The 15,911-nt window shown below is 61.4% G+C and carries 16 protein-coding genes and 1 pseudogene; 2 read left to right on the forward strand and 15 right to left on the reverse strand.

The genetic code is table 11. The features are described from left to right. Positions 1-8 precede the first annotated feature (8 nt). From OKW29_RS02820 to OKW29_RS02870, 11 genes are all read right to left on the reverse strand, one after another. Positions 9-614: a DUF4400 domain-containing protein gene (locus OKW29_RS02820; RefSeq protein WP_429289876.1), complete on the reverse strand. Its 606-nt coding sequence runs from the start codon at positions 612-614 to the stop codon at positions 9-11. Next, positions 604-879 carry a hypothetical protein gene (locus OKW29_RS02825; protein WP_429289877.1) on the reverse strand — a complete coding sequence of 92 codons (276 nt, stop codon included), beginning with the start codon at positions 877-879 and terminating at the stop codon, positions 604-606. Before OKW29_RS02825 ends, OKW29_RS02820 begins: the two co-directional genes overlap by 11 nt. After that, entirely contained in the window at positions 845-1,363 is a 519-nt protein-coding gene (locus tag OKW29_RS02830; protein WP_429289878.1) for a hypothetical protein, read from the reverse strand. The genes OKW29_RS02825 and OKW29_RS02830 overlap by 35 nt, the downstream gene beginning before the upstream one ends. 9 nt (positions 1,364-1,372) lie before the next feature. Then, positions 1,373-3,244, reverse strand: coding sequence for a conjugative transfer system coupling protein TraD (gene traD, locus OKW29_RS02835; RefSeq protein WP_429289879.1), 1,872 nt, complete (start codon positions 3,242-3,244; stop codon positions 1,373-1,375). Continuing rightward, the gene (locus OKW29_RS02840; RefSeq protein ID WP_429289880.1) at positions 3,241-4,560 is read right to left on the reverse strand and encodes a TraI domain-containing protein; all 1,320 of its coding nucleotides are present in this window, start codon (positions 4,558-4,560) and stop codon (positions 3,241-3,243) included. Before OKW29_RS02840 ends, traD begins: the two co-directional genes overlap by 4 nt. 129 nt (positions 4,561-4,689) lie before the next feature. After that, complete coding sequence (locus OKW29_RS02845; protein ID WP_429289881.1) at positions 4,690-5,403, reverse strand: type IV secretion system protein; 714 nt, start codon at positions 5,401-5,403, stop codon at positions 4,690-4,692. Between the two features lie 234 nt (positions 5,404-5,637). Continuing rightward, complete coding sequence (locus OKW29_RS02850; protein WP_429289882.1) at positions 5,638-6,372, reverse strand: type VI secretion protein; 735 nt, start codon at positions 6,370-6,372, stop codon at positions 5,638-5,640. 26 nt (positions 6,373-6,398) lie between these two features. Further along, positions 6,399-8,861: a VirB4 family type IV secretion system protein gene (locus OKW29_RS02855; RefSeq protein ID WP_429289883.1), complete on the reverse strand. Its 2,463-nt coding sequence runs from the start codon at positions 8,859-8,861 to the stop codon at positions 6,399-6,401. Next, positions 8,855-9,118, reverse strand: coding sequence for a conjugal transfer protein (locus tag OKW29_RS02860; protein WP_429289911.1), 264 nt, complete (start codon positions 9,116-9,118; stop codon positions 8,855-8,857). The genes OKW29_RS02855 and OKW29_RS02860 overlap by 7 nt, the downstream gene beginning before the upstream one ends. 40 nt (positions 9,119-9,158) lie before the next feature. Beyond that, positions 9,159-9,551, reverse strand: a complete 393-nt coding sequence (locus OKW29_RS02865) for a conjugal transfer protein TrbC (protein WP_429289884.1) — start codon at positions 9,549-9,551, stop codon at positions 9,159-9,161. Between the two features lie 18 nt (positions 9,552-9,569). Further along, positions 9,570-10,616, reverse strand: coding sequence for a CpaF family protein (locus OKW29_RS02870; RefSeq protein ID WP_429289885.1), 1,047 nt, complete (start codon positions 10,614-10,616; stop codon positions 9,570-9,572). A gap of 270 nt (positions 10,617-10,886) precedes the next feature. On the opposite strand from OKW29_RS02870, the gene OKW29_RS02875 reads away from it, so the two are divergent. Together OKW29_RS02875 and OKW29_RS02880 are read left to right on the forward strand one after the other, a co-directional pair. Beyond that, positions 10,887-11,354, forward strand: a complete 468-nt coding sequence (locus tag OKW29_RS02875) for a hypothetical protein (RefSeq protein ID WP_429289886.1) — start codon at positions 10,887-10,889, stop codon at positions 11,352-11,354. A gap of 135 nt (positions 11,355-11,489) precedes the next feature. Continuing rightward, positions 11,490-11,807, forward strand: coding sequence for a hypothetical protein (locus OKW29_RS02880; RefSeq protein WP_429289887.1), 318 nt, complete (start codon positions 11,490-11,492; stop codon positions 11,805-11,807). A 79-nt stretch (positions 11,808-11,886) separates the two neighbouring features. Here the strand turns inward: OKW29_RS02880 and OKW29_RS02885 are convergent. The 4 genes and pseudogenes from OKW29_RS02885 to OKW29_RS02900 form a co-directional block, all read right to left on the reverse strand. Then, positions 11,887-13,174 (reverse strand): annotated as a pseudogene (locus OKW29_RS02885) (vWA domain-containing protein). 7 nt (positions 13,175-13,181) lie between these two features. Beyond that, entirely contained in the window at positions 13,182-14,132 is a 951-nt protein-coding gene (locus tag OKW29_RS02890) for a hypothetical protein (protein ID WP_429289888.1), read from the reverse strand. A gap of 111 nt (positions 14,133-14,243) precedes the next feature. Further along, entirely contained in the window at positions 14,244-15,263 is a 1,020-nt protein-coding gene (locus OKW29_RS02895) for an ATP-binding protein (RefSeq protein WP_429289889.1), read from the reverse strand. Positions 15,264-15,392: 129 nt separating this feature from the next. Next, positions 15,393-15,635 carry a DUF3717 domain-containing protein gene (locus tag OKW29_RS02900; protein WP_429289890.1) on the reverse strand — a complete coding sequence of 81 codons (243 nt, stop codon included), beginning with the start codon at positions 15,633-15,635 and terminating at the stop codon, positions 15,393-15,395. Positions 15,636-15,911 lie beyond the last annotated feature (276 nt).

Consider the following 15,911-nt stretch of genomic DNA (forward strand, 5'->3'; position numbering starts at 1 on the left):
CTAGTCGATCACTGGTAGGACGACGCTGCGTGCCACAAAAGCGCACCGAGGACCGCCGCGATGGCGATCCAGCACGGCGCGAGCACCGGGATCGGCGCGACGAGCACCGCAAAGGCAACGCCAAACACCAGCAGGATGCCGTGACCGGCCAGGTGGAACGACAGCGGACTGGCAAAACCCGCAGCCGACGCCTTGATCTTGCGACGCATCGCACCGTCGAAGAACGCCGCCAGACAGAAGATCATCGTGCCGAAAATCCAGAGCTTCATGACGCTCGCGCGGTACACGACACGGTACAACTCGTGCCAGAAATTGTGGACCCAGGTCCGGGCGAAGTCAGAAACTCCGCCATCGCCAAGATCGCCGGTTCCCGTCGCGTTGATGGTTGCGCGCACGAGACCCGTCTGTACGAACCAGGCCTTGAACCGCTCGTTGGCCTTCTCGACCACTTCTTCGGCCCGCTCGACGCCGACAATCGCTGCAACCGATTCGGCTTCCCCGGGCGGCACCGAGAACAGCGACGGGTCAGGAATGGCCGGCATGATGAACACGGCAATCAACGGGACGAAGAAGAACCACCATTTGACGTGGGAGACGAACCGGCTACTGGCCATACGCGTGCATCCCCCACTCGATCAGGAACGACCCGATCCGCACCAGAAGGTAGACCGGAAAGCCAATGAGCCCCGCCAGGCCAAGATAGAAATGCACGGGCCGCCGCGCGACAAAGAGCGCCAGTGCGAAGGCCATTGCGTTCGGACCGCGTGAAAACTCAGCCGGATGCCCGCCTTCGATCTCGTCGATCGCGCTGGCAGTCGATATCGCACGGCGTGCGACATCCGGTTCAACCCTCGAGAGCTTCGCTATCAGAAAAGGCATGAGCGACATCGTAGTCCTCGAAATAGAGTCGGAAATTTTCGCCCGTCAACGCGCGTGCGGCCAGCTGGAATGCGGCAGAGCGCTGGGTGACCGATTCCGGGCAGCGCTCGTCGAACATGCCCGTTTCCAGCTTCCCGTATCGGGCCTCGAACGTGGTCACCGGCTCAAACATTGGCGGCCAGACGTGACAGCGATCGCCGTCCATCGCCACGTAACGGCGCGCATAGAGCAGGTGTGCGCGGGAAAACAGACCCTGCATGAACGCAATATGCGGATTGCCCGTCTTGCGGGTCCGCTTGTACGCGGCCAGCCCGCATGCCAGCATCTCCTTGACGAGGGGCTCGCGCTCGCCCATGAACTTCTCCCCGATGAAATCGGCCACGCGCGCGCAGGCGAGTTCAAGCTCCGGCGCCACGGTAAAAACGGGAATCAGGCGGGAGGACAGCTTGTGTTCGCGGATAATTTTTTTGAATACGACAGACATGCGTGGTTTTCAGCCCTGAAGGATTGGAATACGGCCCTGATACACGGCGGCGCCCGATATGCGCATGAAGTACTGCAGATTCGGCAAGCCGTGAATCAGGCGGGTTGGAATCAGCGGAACCTTCTCCAGTTGAAGCGAACGTGAAACGGACCCAGTGAATTCACCGATATGCGCCTCGCTCCCTGTACTCGTACTGCCAGTGAGCGTCAGGTTGCGAATCGCGGTTTCCCCGACCTTGTCAGAGAACCACTGCGCGGTATCGCTGTCTTCTAATCGTAGGATTATCTGGTTGTTCAGATTGCCCAAAACCTGCAGCATTTTTGCCGCATTTCCGAGCCTGGCCTCGAGGTCGGCTCGCGCCTGGAACGCGACGAACGCCTTGAAGCCTGCGCCGCGCCCCTTGTTGAGGATCTGGATCACCTGTTCGTTGATCGCTTCTGCAATCTCGTCGATGATCAGCACGACTTCGGGCGGCGAATCGTAGAAGTTGTAGATCGAGCCGCACACGGCAGCCACATCGGACAGGATCATCGACGCGATGGCTTTCTGCACGATGTTGTTCGACAGCGAGTCGAGCCCCATGTACAAAACGGCCTTCTGTTTGATGACCTTATCGATATCCCAGATCTCGCGCTCGTCGTCGAAATCGTCGGCCTTGGGCGCGAGCATCAGGCCCGTCTCGCCCGTTGCGAGCATCTGCAGCAGTGGCAGCGCCGACGCGATGATGCGCATGTAGTGCTCGCGATCATGCACGTGCGTGGCAATCAGCCCGTCGATGGCTTCGTAGCCACGTTCCTGTGACGCGAACTGCGCGTTGTAAAGCCCGATCATCCCGTCGACGAGCGAAGCGGCATTGTTGCGCTGACCCTGCCGCGTGGTTTCGGTGGCGACCTGTTGCTCCCAGTCGAGCAGCCGCTGTTCAACGAAGAAGCGCTTTAGCGCCTTTTCTAGCAGCGAAGTGATGCCCGACTGCGCATACTTAAGGATCGAGCGCAGGGTCGGCTTGTCGCCGATGTAGAGCTCGCCCTTCACCGCTCGGTCGATGAACAGGAACGCGAAGTCGCGGAACGGCCCCTCCTCCATCAGCTGTGCAATCCGGCTCGGGATTTCCGACGGCTGCGACCAGTTCTCGATCGGGTTCAGGCGGATCGACTCGGACGGCTTGGCCTGGTTGAAGTACAGGAATTTCCGGCCCGAACGCCTGCATTCCTTCTCGACGCGCAGTTTCCACTCGGCATCGTTTTTCGGGTCAACGATGATGAGCACGTCGCCGAGGTGGATGACCTGGGTGGAGATCACCTCATAGGTGCGCGTCTTGCCGGCGCCGGTCGTGCCGCCCACCAGGGTGTGACCACCCATCGCCTTATAGTGAAACGGCACCAACGCTTTTTTCGGCTCCATGCCGTGAATCCACGACGAACCCTGCGGCATGCGATCGCGTTTGCTGTCTTTCGGCGCGAAGATGCCCTCGATGGCCTTTTCGATCCTGCGGCCCGTCTTCGTGCGGTTGAGCCAGCGCGGCAGCCCGGGAATATCCGTGGTCGGCATGCGCAGAATGTCATGCACGATCTGGCAATGCTTCTGTGTCCACTCGTAGCCGATGCCGAGGTACATCGAATTCGCTTCGGCGCGCATGCGCTTCTGGATCTGCAGCAGCTTCGGCACCTCGAGCGTCGTCAGCCACTTGGTCGAGATGGCCATGCGGAACTTCAGGGCTCGCCAGATCTGGAGGAAGCGCACACCGAAGAACGCCAGCGCCACCAGTGCGAACGCCCAGCCATAGGGCATGCCCGACACAGGCAACAGCACGATCGCCGCCAGCCAGAAAACCGCCGCGCGCACTTCGTAGATTGGCCTGAAATGGTTGATGTAGCTGTTCACTGAGGGCTCGCGAGTATGAGTTGTCCCGCGCGGGGCGCGAGGGTGACTTCGGTCGCCGCGTCGGCGACCATCAGGCTGCGCTTGCGCATGTGTTCAACGAGCGTGCTGGCGGCGATGCCGTAGCTGCCGATCAGACGCTTGGGCACGACGAGCCCTTTTTCGGTCGACTGCACGGTCGCCTTGCCACTGGCAACGTCTTCGCTGAGTGCCTGAAAGAACTCACGTACGGAGTTAGGCAGACCCTTGAGTACCTCGTCGAACGCTGGCGCATTTGCCGGCTTCGCCTGACTGGCCGTGGTTGCCGGTGAGCGCATTGCAGCGGGATCGACCGCGGCGGACACTGGCGCCGGTGAGGGCCCGGTTGCCGTGTCGGCACGTCCCGGCGAAGGCAGGATTTCGCCCGTCGATGGCTCAACGACCATGCCGGGCGGCATTGCAACTGCCGCTGCCGCCGTCTGCGTCGTTGGTGCTGGCTGGGGCGCCGAGACGGGGGTGGCCGACGCGGGGGCAGGATCGGTCGATGCCGTCGCGGCCGGCGCGACTGTGACAGGTGTCCCCGGCATTGCAACGGGCTCGAGCTCGGCCGCGACGTGTACGGCTGACGGCACGGCGAACTGCACAGGTGCGAACACGCCACGCTGCGCCTTTCGATCAAACTCGTCGGCGGTGCTGACGCCCTGGCGGACCACCTTGTGCAGTAGCGACTCTGCCTCGATCGGCCGCATGTTCGGGTTGATTGCGCCAAACAGTTCGGCGAGCACTTCGGCGTCGAGACCGGCAAGCAGTTCCGAGCCCACCAGCATCTGTGCCAGCATGCCGGTACGCATCCGTTCGACCGGCAGCGGGCTTTCGCGCCGCGTCAGGCGATAGGACGATCCGGCCAGCCACGGACCGAATTGACCGTGAACCGGCGGATTCCACAGTAAACGGTCGCTGTCCCGCTCGATGGCGAAGTGCCGGTACGGTTCATCAAGCCGCGAACACACGGCGGCCAAAAACACCGCGTAGTTGTACTGCGGCTCGATGCGACGGCGCTTTTCCGAAGGCAGGTTGGTGCCGAACTTCTGGCCGCCAGCCAGCCGCATTGCGTAGAACGCCGTCTCGATCGTGGCGCGAAAGGCGCCACCCGGTTCACGGTACAGATCCGGGCTCAACGGCAACGACGAGAACCACGCCGCGCAGGCGCGCACCATCACGAGCCACTTCCGGTTCAGCTCGCTCTGGCTGGCTTCATTCGCACACTGGGCAATCAGGTCCACCCGTCGCTGGTATTCGCTGACGAGCGCTGCGTGTTCAATGGGAGTATGCAGGGTCATCCGATCGGCACCTTCGTCGCTGCCTTCGCGACCTTGCCAATCATCGCGCCGCTTGCGCCCGTCCCACCCCCGAACATCCCGGAAATTTTCGGAATCTCAAACGACACCAGGAACACAAAGAATGCAAGGTCAAATACGTAGCCTGCCGAGAACGCGGTGGTCAATCCCGCGTTGGCCGCCGGCCTGAACTGCGTTGACCAGACTTCCCGTCACGAGCTTCATCATGATCGCGGCCACGACCATATACATGCCCGAACTGATCATGAAGTCGAGCCACGACTTGAAATAGCCGCGCGTGAGCGATGAAAAACCGAGCGCAAACGCGATCTGACCCATGACCGCGCCGCACGCGAACTGCAGCTGCCCCACGTTGACGAAAAACAGGAACACTACCGACGTGATTGACAGAAGAATGTACGCGGCAAGGAGTGGGAAGACGCCAATCAGCACCGATATGTATTCGTACCATTTCGCGCCGGAGAATGCCTGTACAACGGAGTCGAAGATCTGACCGGCGGCGTTGCCGATAATGCTGAGCGAACTGCCCATGTTCGTGCCACCGGCAATCTCTGACGACAGCGTCTGGAACCACTTGTAGAACGATGGCACCCAGGTCGCGTACCCGATATAGAACGATGCAAAAATGCCGAGCATCCCGAGTTCCTCGAACAGCGCGACCCACGCCATGACGGGGTCTTTCGTCGCAGCAAAGCGGATCGCGGCCAGCACAATCGTGATGACTGCGAGACCACTGGCGAACTTGTCCGATTCCTGGCTGATGCTCTTGCTCGCGTCAGCGGCGGTGCCGATCACCGCCGCAAACATCGCGGTGATCTTGTCCATTGCGGACGCGTTTCCTTTAGCCAACTCGCCAGGCTTTACAAGCGACGAAGCGGCTGATGAGGTACTCGAGCTCGACGCACTGGGTGTGCTGGAAGCGGGAACCACGGTGCCGTCCGGCAAAGTCGTGACATCGTCGGCAAGCGCAAACCCAGGGCACGCGAACACACACAGCGGCACAAGCACCGTGAGGAAAAGCCGGTTCAGATAACGAAGCATGCTGTTCTACCCGCCGCTTCACAAGCCATAGGACGCGCGTTCGGCGGTCTGCTTGTCCTGGAAGCTCTGCGCGGCCGCGGCACGCTCCTTGTCGTCCTGGTTGGCAACCGACTGTCTCTGTGCATCCTGCTGCTGCTTGCCGGCCGTCATCTGGAGCAGATCACTCATCTGGCTCGACACAATGTCCAGATAATGCGTAGTCATCTCAGCGGTCGCCTGTGCCGTCGGCGTGAGCGACATCTGCGACTGCAGCTCCTCGCGGCGCTTGGCCAGCGTCTGGGCATGCACCATGACGTCATTGCCTGTCTGGAACAGGCGCGTGGCCTCGCTGTCACGCTGGTTGTAGAGCGTTGCCATGTCGGCGAACCACTGTGAACTCGACTTGCCCGAGCGCGAAATCAGGGTCTGGACGTGGTTGATCCACTGGCTGCCCTGGTTGAGGTCGCCGTACATGTCGCTCAGGGTGCTCGCAAGCTGGCTGTACTTGCTGATGTCGCCCGTGATCTGGTCGTACTGTGCCTTCATGGCAGCCGGGTCGAGGTTCGTCGCCTGCAGCAGCTGGTTTGCCATCATCTGGTACTGGTAGACGATGTTGCTGTCCTGATAGATCTCGGTCTTGACGGCTTTCGCCGCAGTGATGATGTTCTGCGCGAGGTTAGACGCGTCAATGACGGGCAGCACGGCTTGCGCAGCGTGCGACATACCGAGCATCAGTCCTGCGGCGAGCGTCAGGCGGCCAAGGATCTGTTTCATCGTTGATTTCCTTTTTTCAGGTCGGGTTAGTCGAGTGTCATCATTTCGCGCAGGTATGCGTCGCGCCAGTCCGGTGCGCCGGACGTGTAGTGCCTGTCGAGCACGGCTTGCGCGCGGCCGTCCGAGCGCAGCATCGCCAGCGTTTCCTTCGGGAAGCTGGCCTGCAGCATGCGCGTCTGGTCCGGTGTCACCCACAGGTAGTCCCGGTTGGGCACAGCGTTGGCCAGCATGTCGATCTGGTGTTCCGTCAGCCCGAACAGATCGCGATACAGATGCAGGTTGTTCTTTGCATCCTTGTTGGGCAGATAGAAGATGTTGGGGATGTTCTCTTTGAGAATCTCAAAGTTCGGAATCCGGGCTACCTGGGACAGCGACTGCGTCGCGAGCAGCAACGTGGCATTGAGCTTGCGGATCGTCACCGCCCAGATTTCCAGTCGCTGGTAGAAGCGCGGATACTGGAAGAAGAAGCCTGCCTCCTCGACCTCGATGACCGTGTAGCGCTTGCCATCGAGCCACTGAGCGATCCGGTAGAACGCGTAGTCCATGAAAAGCGCCGCAGCCACCGGATAGTTCTGGAACAGATCCCCCATTTCGATCGAGATGTCGTCGGAAAGCGAGAATGCGTCGTCGACGTGATCGAAGAAACGGCCGTTCTTTTCGCCCTGGGTCCAGACCGCAAGCCGTTCGCGCAGCTCCACCGGCAGAAGGGTGTTGAGGTTGGATAGTGTCCACAGCTCGCGCGGGTAGCCCTTCCCGAGGACGGTAACCTTCTCGAAGATCGTGCGCTGCTGTTGCGGCGAGCATCTGAAGTCATCGTCCTCGATCGCCATCTGTACCCACTCGGCGACGTACGGGAAGTGCTTTTCATCGTGCAGCAGCGAGAGCGGATTGACCGAGGTCGACGCCTCAAAGCGCCCCGTTGCATCGACGAATTTTCCACCCGCCAGAATGGTCGGGATGCGGGTCGAACGGTCCTTGTCGAACCGGATTCGCCGCGCCTTGTGGCGCGCGGTCTGGGAGACGAGGAAATTCAGAAAGATCGACTTGCCCGCTCCAATCGGACCAATCACGAGCGCGTGCGACTTACCGCCCGGATGGTGCAGACTCACGCGCTGCAGCGTCTTGTGACGCGTCGGCAACATCGTGAGTGGCCCCGTCTTCTCGCCGGACTGCTGCGTGAGCCACGCATTGACCGTGTCGCCTTCCGAGACGCTGCGCACCGGGGCAATGTCGGACACAGCCGGCGTTTCGACAAACTGCAGGCGTCTTTGCTGGTCCCAGCGACCCGGCAGCGTCGTCTGCCATGCGGCAAACAGATTGTCGCGCTCGAGGATCACGCCAAAGCCAGCGTTGCCGATGCGGCCGATCACTTCGCGCGTTGCGTCGTCGCATTCGTCGACCGTATCGCCATAGACGATCACCGAGACGTTCGCAAACCCATACTGCTGACCTTCCGCGACCAGTTTGGCCAGCGCCTTTTCCGCTTCATCAGCGAGACGCTCGCGTCCTTCGTCGTTTTTCTGCTCCTCCTGCGAGAAATACGCCTTGATGATCGACCACGGGTTGAACGCGGCGACCTTGTAAAACTTGCGGATCTTCTCGATGTACGCGCTCGCCTTCGTTGTGTCCAGGAAGCGGAACATGACGCACACGTCCAGTTCGGCGTCGACTTCCGCGAGTACGTCCAGTGCCGCCTCCTGAAAACCCATCCACTCCTTGACGGCGATGACCTTCGCGTACCGTTTGCCGTGCGCGGATTCGAACATCAGCGTGTCGGCGCCGATCGTGACTTCGCTCTCGGTCAGGTGCGTATCCAGCATCGTGACGGGATAGCGCACGCGCCGGGGCGGCACGGACGGATTGGCCGCCTGATGCAGAAACGCGAGCGCGCTCTGCAACTGCAAACGCTTCATCCTCAGGCGCGTGACGCCGCCATTGAACGCATCGATCACGCCTTCGAACCGCTTGATGTCCGACGTGAGCCGCTCGATATCGAACGCGAAGGCACTACGCGCGAGTACCGAGTCCTTGACGGTCTCGAAGATGGCAAGCGGCATCGATTTGCCGCCCACTGTCATGTGGTACGCGACCTTCTCGAAGATCTTGTTGACGCCGGTTTCGGGCGTGAAGGCAAGCGCAAGTGAGTGCGTGTTGCGGAAATATCGCCCGCTAGCGACATGGGCGCGGTTGATCTCGTCGACGCGCGCGTCCATGGACGACTCGAACGTCCCGCCGATATCCCCTTTGATGCGGCGGTGCGAAAGCTTCCACCATGCGGTGATCCGATGGTCGAAGTTCTTGCAGGCGTGATCCAGGTTGTCGCGCGCGGCCGAAATATCGGAGGCGTTCGGGCTGTCGGCGTCCACGCCATCGAACGTATAGACGGTCAGCAGCGAACCGTCCTTGTCCAGGATCAGTTCGGGCGTGACCATCGTCGCCCAGGGGGCGATTTCCTGGATTGAGCGGCGCTTCAGGCGCTTCTTCAGCATGGCAGGTCCTGATCGAATCCATAGGGACGTTTGAACCGGGCCGAAAACTTAGCGGTCGGCAGTGGCTCATAGACGTCCGCGTAGCGGTTGTAGACGAGCATGACCTGTTTCCACCACGGATCTTTCGAGCTTTTCCAGCGCAACAGCCAGTGAACAGCGATGCCCACGACGAGGAAAGTTGGCGTCATGCTGGTGTAGCAGAGGAGCATGGACATCGTGCCGTTGGCGATCGCGAGTCCGCGATCTGCCCCGCCCATCTGGCGAGGCAGCGAAAGCGAACGGCTGACGCGGGTGGGCTTACGCACAGGTGTAGGTGATGTGGAGATGGTTTTTCACAATCGGTATCGCACACGCTGCGAGGCCGAGGCCGACGAAGACCGTCGAGATGATCTTGCCGATCGTGCTTTCGGAGTTGCCGATCGCGACGGCGCCGACGATGATCAGCACAATGCCGATGCCGTACAGCCAAGGACCGCTGATATAGGCCGAGATCAGACAGATGACGTCCGTCGCGGAACCGAGATCGGTCAGGTCGGTGGCCGAGGCGAACGGTGCCAATGCTGCAAGCGATGCGCCCACTACCGTCGAACGCAGCTCCCGGCGCGTCAGGAAGCGGGTCCAGATGAAACGGCTCAACGCTCGCGTGCGCTCGCGCGCGGTAGCGAGAAACTCGGGCAGATACTTCTTCATTAAAGGCACTCCGATAGGTTAGAAAACGCGGTTGAGAACGTAGTCGCCGTCCCTGAAGCCCCTGATTTCGAGGATTTCCGAAACGTGACGCAGCTCGCCTGTGCGGCGAAGATGAATGACGTAGTGGAAGCAGTCGGCCACCGCCTTTCGCATATCCGCCAGTTCCCACCGGCTGCCCGGCGGCACGCCGAGCATGGCGAGACTTTCGAGGCGGCTCAGACCGCCACGCGCGTCGTTGGCGTGGATCGAGCCCATGCCGCCGTCGTGGCCGGTGCTCAATGCCTGGATGAAGTCATAGGCCTCGCCGCCTCGGACTTCGCCGACGATGATTCGGTCGGGCCTGAAGCGCAGACACAGGGCGACAAGCAGTTGGGTCGTCACGCCCTTGTCGGGGTTTGACAGAAGCCGGACGCGGTTGGGCGCGCTCAGCTTCAGTTCCATCGTGTCCTCGACCGTGATGACGCGTTCGTCCTCAGGAATCTGGGCGTTGAGCGCGTTGAGCAATGTGGTTTTGCCCGAGGACGTGCCCCCAGCGACGAGCACGTTGCGCCGGGCTCGCACCATCGCGGTCAGGGCCTCGCGCAGTGCATCGTCCTGGATGCCCGGCGGGAAGAGATCGAGTTCCTTTTCCTGGCGAGCGTTCACGAGGGAGAACGCGCCCATGTTCACGTAGTCGTGAAGCGAGAGGTGCTTGTCGCGGTGCTTGCGGATCGACATCGCGTTGCCGTCGATTGCGGTCGGCCGCATCACCGATGCGATACGGAGATTCTTGTGACCCGCGTTGATAATCCCCTGTGCGGTGCCAGCGACCGCGGACTTGTCGACCGATGCCGCGAGCGCGCTGATCGCGCCGTCAAGCACCGGTTCGTTGAGCGTGAGGTCCAGCCGGTGCATCTGGCCGCGGCGCTCGATCCAGATGTTGCCGAAATCGTTGATCATGATTTCGGCAACGTCGGGCGCGTCAAAGCACTCGCGCAACGGACGCAGTGACTCGAAAAACATGCGAACCGCGCTCTCTTCGAGCGGACGCAGTTTGAGCAGGGGATTTTCGGCAGCTTCTGACATGTTGCTATTGTTCAGGCTGGCCAGGCCCTGAAGCAGACCGAAAGAACGGTCAAATCAGCGAGCTTTCGGGGCAAGCGTCGCGCTGGATGTAATCGACCATAGGCATGCGTGACGCCACTCGACTCCGGCACCCGGCTCCCGTGTGCGTCAGCCGGCTAACGGGTTTAACCCGGAAAGCTCGACTAAACCGTATAGCTTTCGGTCTGATCGCAACCGGAAACTGTGATATATGTCTGCGGCGCGATTGCCCATCCACCCCACCCTGCTTCAATGGCAAGAACCCTTCCGTTTTGCAGAAACCCGCAGGCCGCCCGCGCTCGCCGCGCGAAAACACCGCTGTTGCCGATGCCGCGCGCCACGTCCGATGAGCTTTCCCTGCAGGCGCACGTAGCCCTCGACGCGATGCGACGAGGTCAGGGCAACGTGAGCGCCGCCCAGACCCTGTGCCAGGTGATGATCCTGACGGGGCTGCTGGCGGAAGCTGGATACGGCTCAGCAACGTTCGAACAGATGCAGTGCGCCGAACGGGTGATTACATCGGCATTCGACCGCGGCCGCGATAGCGGCGTGTGGATGCTCGATGATGATGGCTTTGCGCAGTTCGCGACGATCGTTGCTACCTACGACTATCAGCTTCAGCGGGCGCCAGTCGCTGCGATCGCCGACGCGAGCGAAAGACTCGACCGCTTCCGCGCCGGCGAATCATTCGATCATCAGATCGCCCGCAAGCGGGCGTGAACGCCAGTCCGCACCCAACGTGCACGTTTTCGAATACGGGTTTATACTCACTCCAGTCTCCTCCATGTCTCCTCCGATATGGATTCAGCCCGCCTCCGTGCGGGCTTTTTTCTTGCCTGCTTCCACTGCACAACGATGAAAGGAAAAATCGCCCACGGCGAGGCGCGCGAGCGGCTCATCATCTGGCTTCGCCGGCGCATGGACGAGTTCGGCATCACGCCGGAGGCACTCGCGGCATCTATCCAGCACGATCTCGACAATGCGCCCCTCTATCGCGACGCGCGGGGCAACGAATGGAATGGACTGGGCGACATGCCCGACTGGCTACGGGCTGCCAGAAACGCCGGTGTCAGCCCTGATTTTTTTCGCATCGAGCCGAAGCCAGCGCCGCAGTCGCAGTCCATGGCCGCCAGCGGGAAGACCGACCCGCGCCAGCTCGACCTTTTCGCCTGAAACGGAAACCAACGGGCGAAAAAAAAGCCCGGCACATCGCCGGGCTTTCGTTCAAAAGAATGGGCAGTCACATCGCCCCTCAGCAGATCACTTCCATCATCTCGCCAAACGGTGCTTTCTTCGCGCGCCTGAGCGGCTTGGTCGAGGCCCACAGCACGGGATACGACGGTTCATCAGTCGGGAACGTTCCATCCATGTCGGTGAGATAGACCAGAAACGCGGGGTCAATGCCTTCGTCGGCCAGCCGTTTGAACGGATCGACAAACGAAGTGCCTCCACCGCCGCGCACCGGTAGCAGCTCGACAGCGTCGCCGCGCTCGAAGATCTGCACCTGCTTTACGCGCGTATCGCAGTCCAGCACGATCAGCCGGCGTGGCCGTACAGTCTCATTGACAACGAGGATTTCAGCGTCGAACTGAGCCTGCGTCGCGTCAAAACACCGAACCGCTCGCGTCGCGCACGAACACCGCATCGCCGACCGCCGGTTCATTGAGCGATGGCAGATACAGTCCCATGTGCAGATACCGGCGATTGGGCATCGCGAAACTGTAGTCAGTCGGCGACGATTCCTGCGCGAAGCGTTGCAGGATCGTGCGCCAGTCGACCACCGGTTCCACCGCCAGCTGGACCATGCCTTCCAGAGAACCGCCCAGGACGCCGCGCATCTTTGCCGCTTTCGCGGCCTGCAGCACGGCGACCTTCCAGTCGGCTTCTTTCTGCGCCTTGTCGTCACCCCTGTATTGACGGACCTCGCCACAGGAGGGAGCGGCATCTGCAGTCGCGCCAGGGTCGGGGCTCGCGGACGGTGTGGTCGCGCCGTTCGCATTGGTGGACTGTGGTGGGCTGTTGCCCCCGGGTGCGCGGTCCGGCTGCTTCGGCGGTTGAGCCGATTGCTGCCCAGACTGCGCATCCGGTTTGCCACCGTCCTGCTTGCCCTTGCCCTGCTGCTTCTCCTGCTGTTTCTCCTTCTGCCGCTTCTCCTTCGCGAGGGTGCCGTAAATCTCTTCGGCCGACTTGCCCTTGAACCGGGCGTCGACGAGCACGCCTTTCGGTAGCAGGATGCCTGCGTCATACACGATCGGGTTGATCGCGTAGTCACAGGCGTCGTTCCAGAGTTTCGGATCGCGATCGCCCTGACGCCAGCAGTGGCCGTTGGCCACGTGCAGGACTTCATGCGCAATCACGCCCCGAGTCTCCAGATCGTTCAGACCACCGAGGTACGCCGGGTTGTAGCCCAGCGATTCCCCGTCGGTCCAGAACGTCTTACACGATGGATCTTCGACAACCTTCAGCCGGAGCGCGAGCGCCCCGAAGAAAGGCTGATCGAGAACCAGCGCGGTGCGTTGATTCGAGATACGCGGGTCCATGGCCACCTCAGGCGACGAGTCGCAGAAGCGGCGTCGGCTCCGGCTGGACAACCTGCTCCAGCGGCGCGAACGTCGTAACCTGATGCGCCATCGGCTCCGGTGCTCCGCCCATGAACGCTGCCATCAGCCCCTCGATTTCCGAGGCCGTGGCGGCGACCTGCGAACGCAGCACGCGCGATTCCTTCAGATCCGCGCCGGTGTGAACCGCGAGATGCGTCTTCGCCTGCTCGAGGATGTGGTTGAGCTTCGGATCGTTCGTGAAGTTCAGCTTCGGCAGCAGTTCGCACAGTTCGCGCACCTGGTTGGTGACGCCCAGACGAACATCGGTGGCACCGTACAGCTTGTCGGCCAGTTTCGAGACCGCTTCATATAGACGCCCGACCAGATCGTTATTCGCCGTCGAGATCGAGGCAAGCACGTGCTGGTCGATTTCCGAACGAAGATCCGTCAGCACGTCGGCGGGCAGATCGACGCCAAACTGGCTCGCGTCAGGGAACGGCAGCACCGCCAGCTTGACGCCGAACTTCTCCGACATGCGGGCAAGCGTGGGATAGTCCGCCTCGTTGAACAGCCCGTTCAGTTCTACCCGTGCCTGTTCCTTGAGATTCAGGTAGTCGGTCAGGAAGACGGAAACGGCGAGGTCGAATTCATCCTTCATCTTGCGCATCTGGTCGGCGAAGTACATGTAGATCGTCGTCGGCAGCAGGCGCACGCCCAGCTGTTCGTACTTCAGGGAGTGATCGTAGTGATAGCGGCGAATGCGATTGCCGATCGAAACCACTTCCTTGTAGCTCGGCGCATGCTCGGGCAACAGACGCTTGTTGAAGCGCCCGATGTCCTTCGCCTGATGGTTCTTCTCGACTTCTTCAGTCGCTTTCACGTCAAAGCAGCGCGCCTGCCAGGCAGAGACCGTGACGGCCGACAGCATGACGCGGGATTTCAGTTCAGTGATGTTCATGGAAAACTCCAGAATAGAAAGGGATTGGATTGCGCAGAAAGAAAAAAGCCACGGCGCGCGCAAAGGCGGGCCGTGGCAACAGGAAAGATGGAAGCGAAAAATGCGGCCGTGTTACTCGCCGCGGATGATCTGACCGAGCGGACCACCCTGCGCGCGAATGAACGCATGGGTGTTCTGCAGTTCCGGGTTGCGACGGACGGCGTCACGGGCGAGGAGCGCACCGAATTCACGGTGGCCCTCGTCGATCAGCCGCTGGTTATAGGTCAGCACCCGCTCGAAGTTTCCTTCAGTCGAGTGCGCCGCAAGCGCCGAACTGACCGCATACAGCGCGGCCGGTGTTCCAGGGATCGGCGCCGTGTCCGGCGACAGGATGATGGCGTCAGGCGATGGCAGCTCGCGGTAGATGGCGAGAAAGCTCATCAGTTCGCTCGCTGCACCCTCGCCCACCGAACCCGCGTAGGAGACGAGTTCGAGCGACTTCGGTACGACCGGCATCGTCTTCGCAACAAAACCCCAGGTGCGGGGGCTCGGTGCGTTTTCGATATCGCGCGAGGTCTTCTTCACAGACAGCAGATCCGGCCGGAACCGCAGAAACGCGATCAGTTCAGCCGGAATCCCGTTGCGTACCGCCCAGGCTGTCCAGTCGGCAATCGATGGCTCGAGCTCCACCACCGTCGCAAAACGCGAGATGACGGGATCGAGAATGCCTGACACGCCTGCGTTGTCGTTGCGCCGGTTGGTGGCCGCAACGAACGTGACACAATCGGGCAACACGTGTTCGCCAATGCGGCGTGCCAGCAGCAGTTGCATCTTGGCCGCCTGCACGGCCGGCGACGCCTGTCCCAGATCGTCAAGGAACCAGAGCAGCGGTGTTGTCGCGTTCAACGCGCGCTCGAGATCCCCGAACGGCAGAAAACGGGCGACGCTCCCGTCAGGGAACGGCAGCCCCTTCGAGTCGGTCGGGTCTTCAACGACGGGATGGCTGATGAGCAGATCATGGCCGGTTTCGCGAGCCGCCTGATCGACGATGTCGCTCTTGCCGATGCCAGGTGCGCCGGTGACCAGCACCGGAAGACGGGCCGGAACGTAGGCGATGAGCAGTTCGCGAAGTTGCGAGGGAGAGATTTTCATGGGGTACCTGAAAAGGAAATGCCCCACGAAACGACGCCCCCGGGGGACGTGGTCCCTGAGGGGCGAGCTGGATGTGCCGCAGATGCGGCGCTTCGATGCGTCCGACAGACGCGGGGAAACGGTTGTGCCTTACGCCTGCGCGCCAGCCAGAGCGGCCAGCTGAGCTTCGGTAAGCGTCTCGCGCGGTACAGCGGTCGCGCGGGTAAAAGTCATCGTGCCGTACAGATTGGCGAGACAGCGTGCTTCAGCGCACAGCACCAGCACGTCCTCGTCGGAGATTGCCGGATTGCGGTTGCGCCACACGTTGATTGCGCCTTCGATCTGGGCGATCGAAACGTCCTGTGTTCCGGAAACAGCGCTCGGATGGTTCATGGGAAGTCCTCGAAGGAAGCGCCCCTGAACGACGCCCCAAAGGACGTGATCCCTAGGGGCAGACTTGTTGCCGGATCTCCGGCGGGTCGATGCGTCATGGACGCGGTGATGAATAGAGTCTATGCGTCCGGTAGGCAGCGTATTGCCCGAATGATGCGCAGATTGACCCCGCTTAAACGGCTCGCGTCAGGGTGTATAAGTCGGGACGTCATCGGACAGACACCGTCAGATCCGGCGAAGGCATGCTCAACCATGCAGGTGGCGAAAGTCGGCACC

This window comes from Paraburkholderia sp. CI3, from assembly GCF_050436505.1.
Taxonomy (GTDB): Bacteria; Pseudomonadota; Gammaproteobacteria; order Burkholderiales; family Burkholderiaceae; genus Paraburkholderia; species Paraburkholderia tuberum.

What these genes read in the sequence shown, in the direction of transcription:
- OKW29_RS02880 (WP_429289887.1), top strand. Translation starts at nt 11,490, where the DNA reads ATGAAAGGAAAAATCGCCCACGGCGAGGCGCGCGAGCGGCTCATCATC.
- OKW29_RS02845 (WP_429289881.1), bottom strand. Translation starts at nt 5,403, where the DNA reads ATGGACAAGATCACCGCGATGTTTGCGGCGGTGATCGGCACCGCCGCT.
- OKW29_RS02900 (WP_429289890.1), bottom strand. Translation starts at nt 15,635, where the DNA reads ATGAACCATCCGAGCGCTGTTTCCGGAACACAGGACGTTTCGATCGCC.
- OKW29_RS02895 (WP_429289889.1), bottom strand. Translation starts at nt 15,263, where the DNA reads ATGAAAATCTCTCCCTCGCAACTTCGCGAACTGCTCATCGCCTACGTT.
- OKW29_RS02890 (WP_429289888.1), bottom strand. Translation starts at nt 14,132, where the DNA reads ATGAACATCACTGAACTGAAATCCCGCGTCATGCTGTCGGCCGTCACG.
- OKW29_RS02830 (WP_429289878.1), bottom strand. Translation starts at nt 1,363, where the DNA reads ATGTCTGTCGTATTCAAAAAAATTATCCGCGAACACAAGCTGTCCTCC.
- OKW29_RS02825 (WP_429289877.1), bottom strand. Translation starts at nt 879, where the DNA reads ATGCCTTTTCTGATAGCGAAGCTCTCGAGGGTTGAACCGGATGTCGCA.
- OKW29_RS02850 (WP_429289882.1), bottom strand. Translation starts at nt 6,372, where the DNA reads ATGAAACAGATCCTTGGCCGCCTGACGCTCGCCGCAGGACTGATGCTC.
- OKW29_RS02820 (WP_429289876.1), bottom strand. Translation starts at nt 614, where the DNA reads ATGGCCAGTAGCCGGTTCGTCTCCCACGTCAAATGGTGGTTCTTCTTC.
- OKW29_RS02870 (WP_429289885.1), bottom strand. Translation starts at nt 10,616, where the DNA reads ATGTCAGAAGCTGCCGAAAATCCCCTGCTCAAACTGCGTCCGCTCGAA.
- OKW29_RS02860 (WP_429289911.1), bottom strand. Translation starts at nt 9,118, where the DNA reads ATGGGCGGGGCAGATCGCGGACTCGCGATCGCCAACGGCACGATGTCC.
- OKW29_RS02875 (WP_429289886.1), top strand. Translation starts at nt 10,887, where the DNA reads ATGGCAAGAACCCTTCCGTTTTGCAGAAACCCGCAGGCCGCCCGCGCT.
- OKW29_RS02840 (WP_429289880.1), bottom strand. Translation starts at nt 4,560, where the DNA reads ATGACCCTGCATACTCCCATTGAACACGCAGCGCTCGTCAGCGAATAC.
- OKW29_RS02855 (WP_429289883.1), bottom strand. Translation starts at nt 8,861, where the DNA reads ATGCTGAAGAAGCGCCTGAAGCGCCGCTCAATCCAGGAAATCGCCCCC.
- OKW29_RS02865 (WP_429289884.1), bottom strand. Translation starts at nt 9,551, where the DNA reads ATGAAGAAGTATCTGCCCGAGTTTCTCGCTACCGCGCGCGAGCGCACG.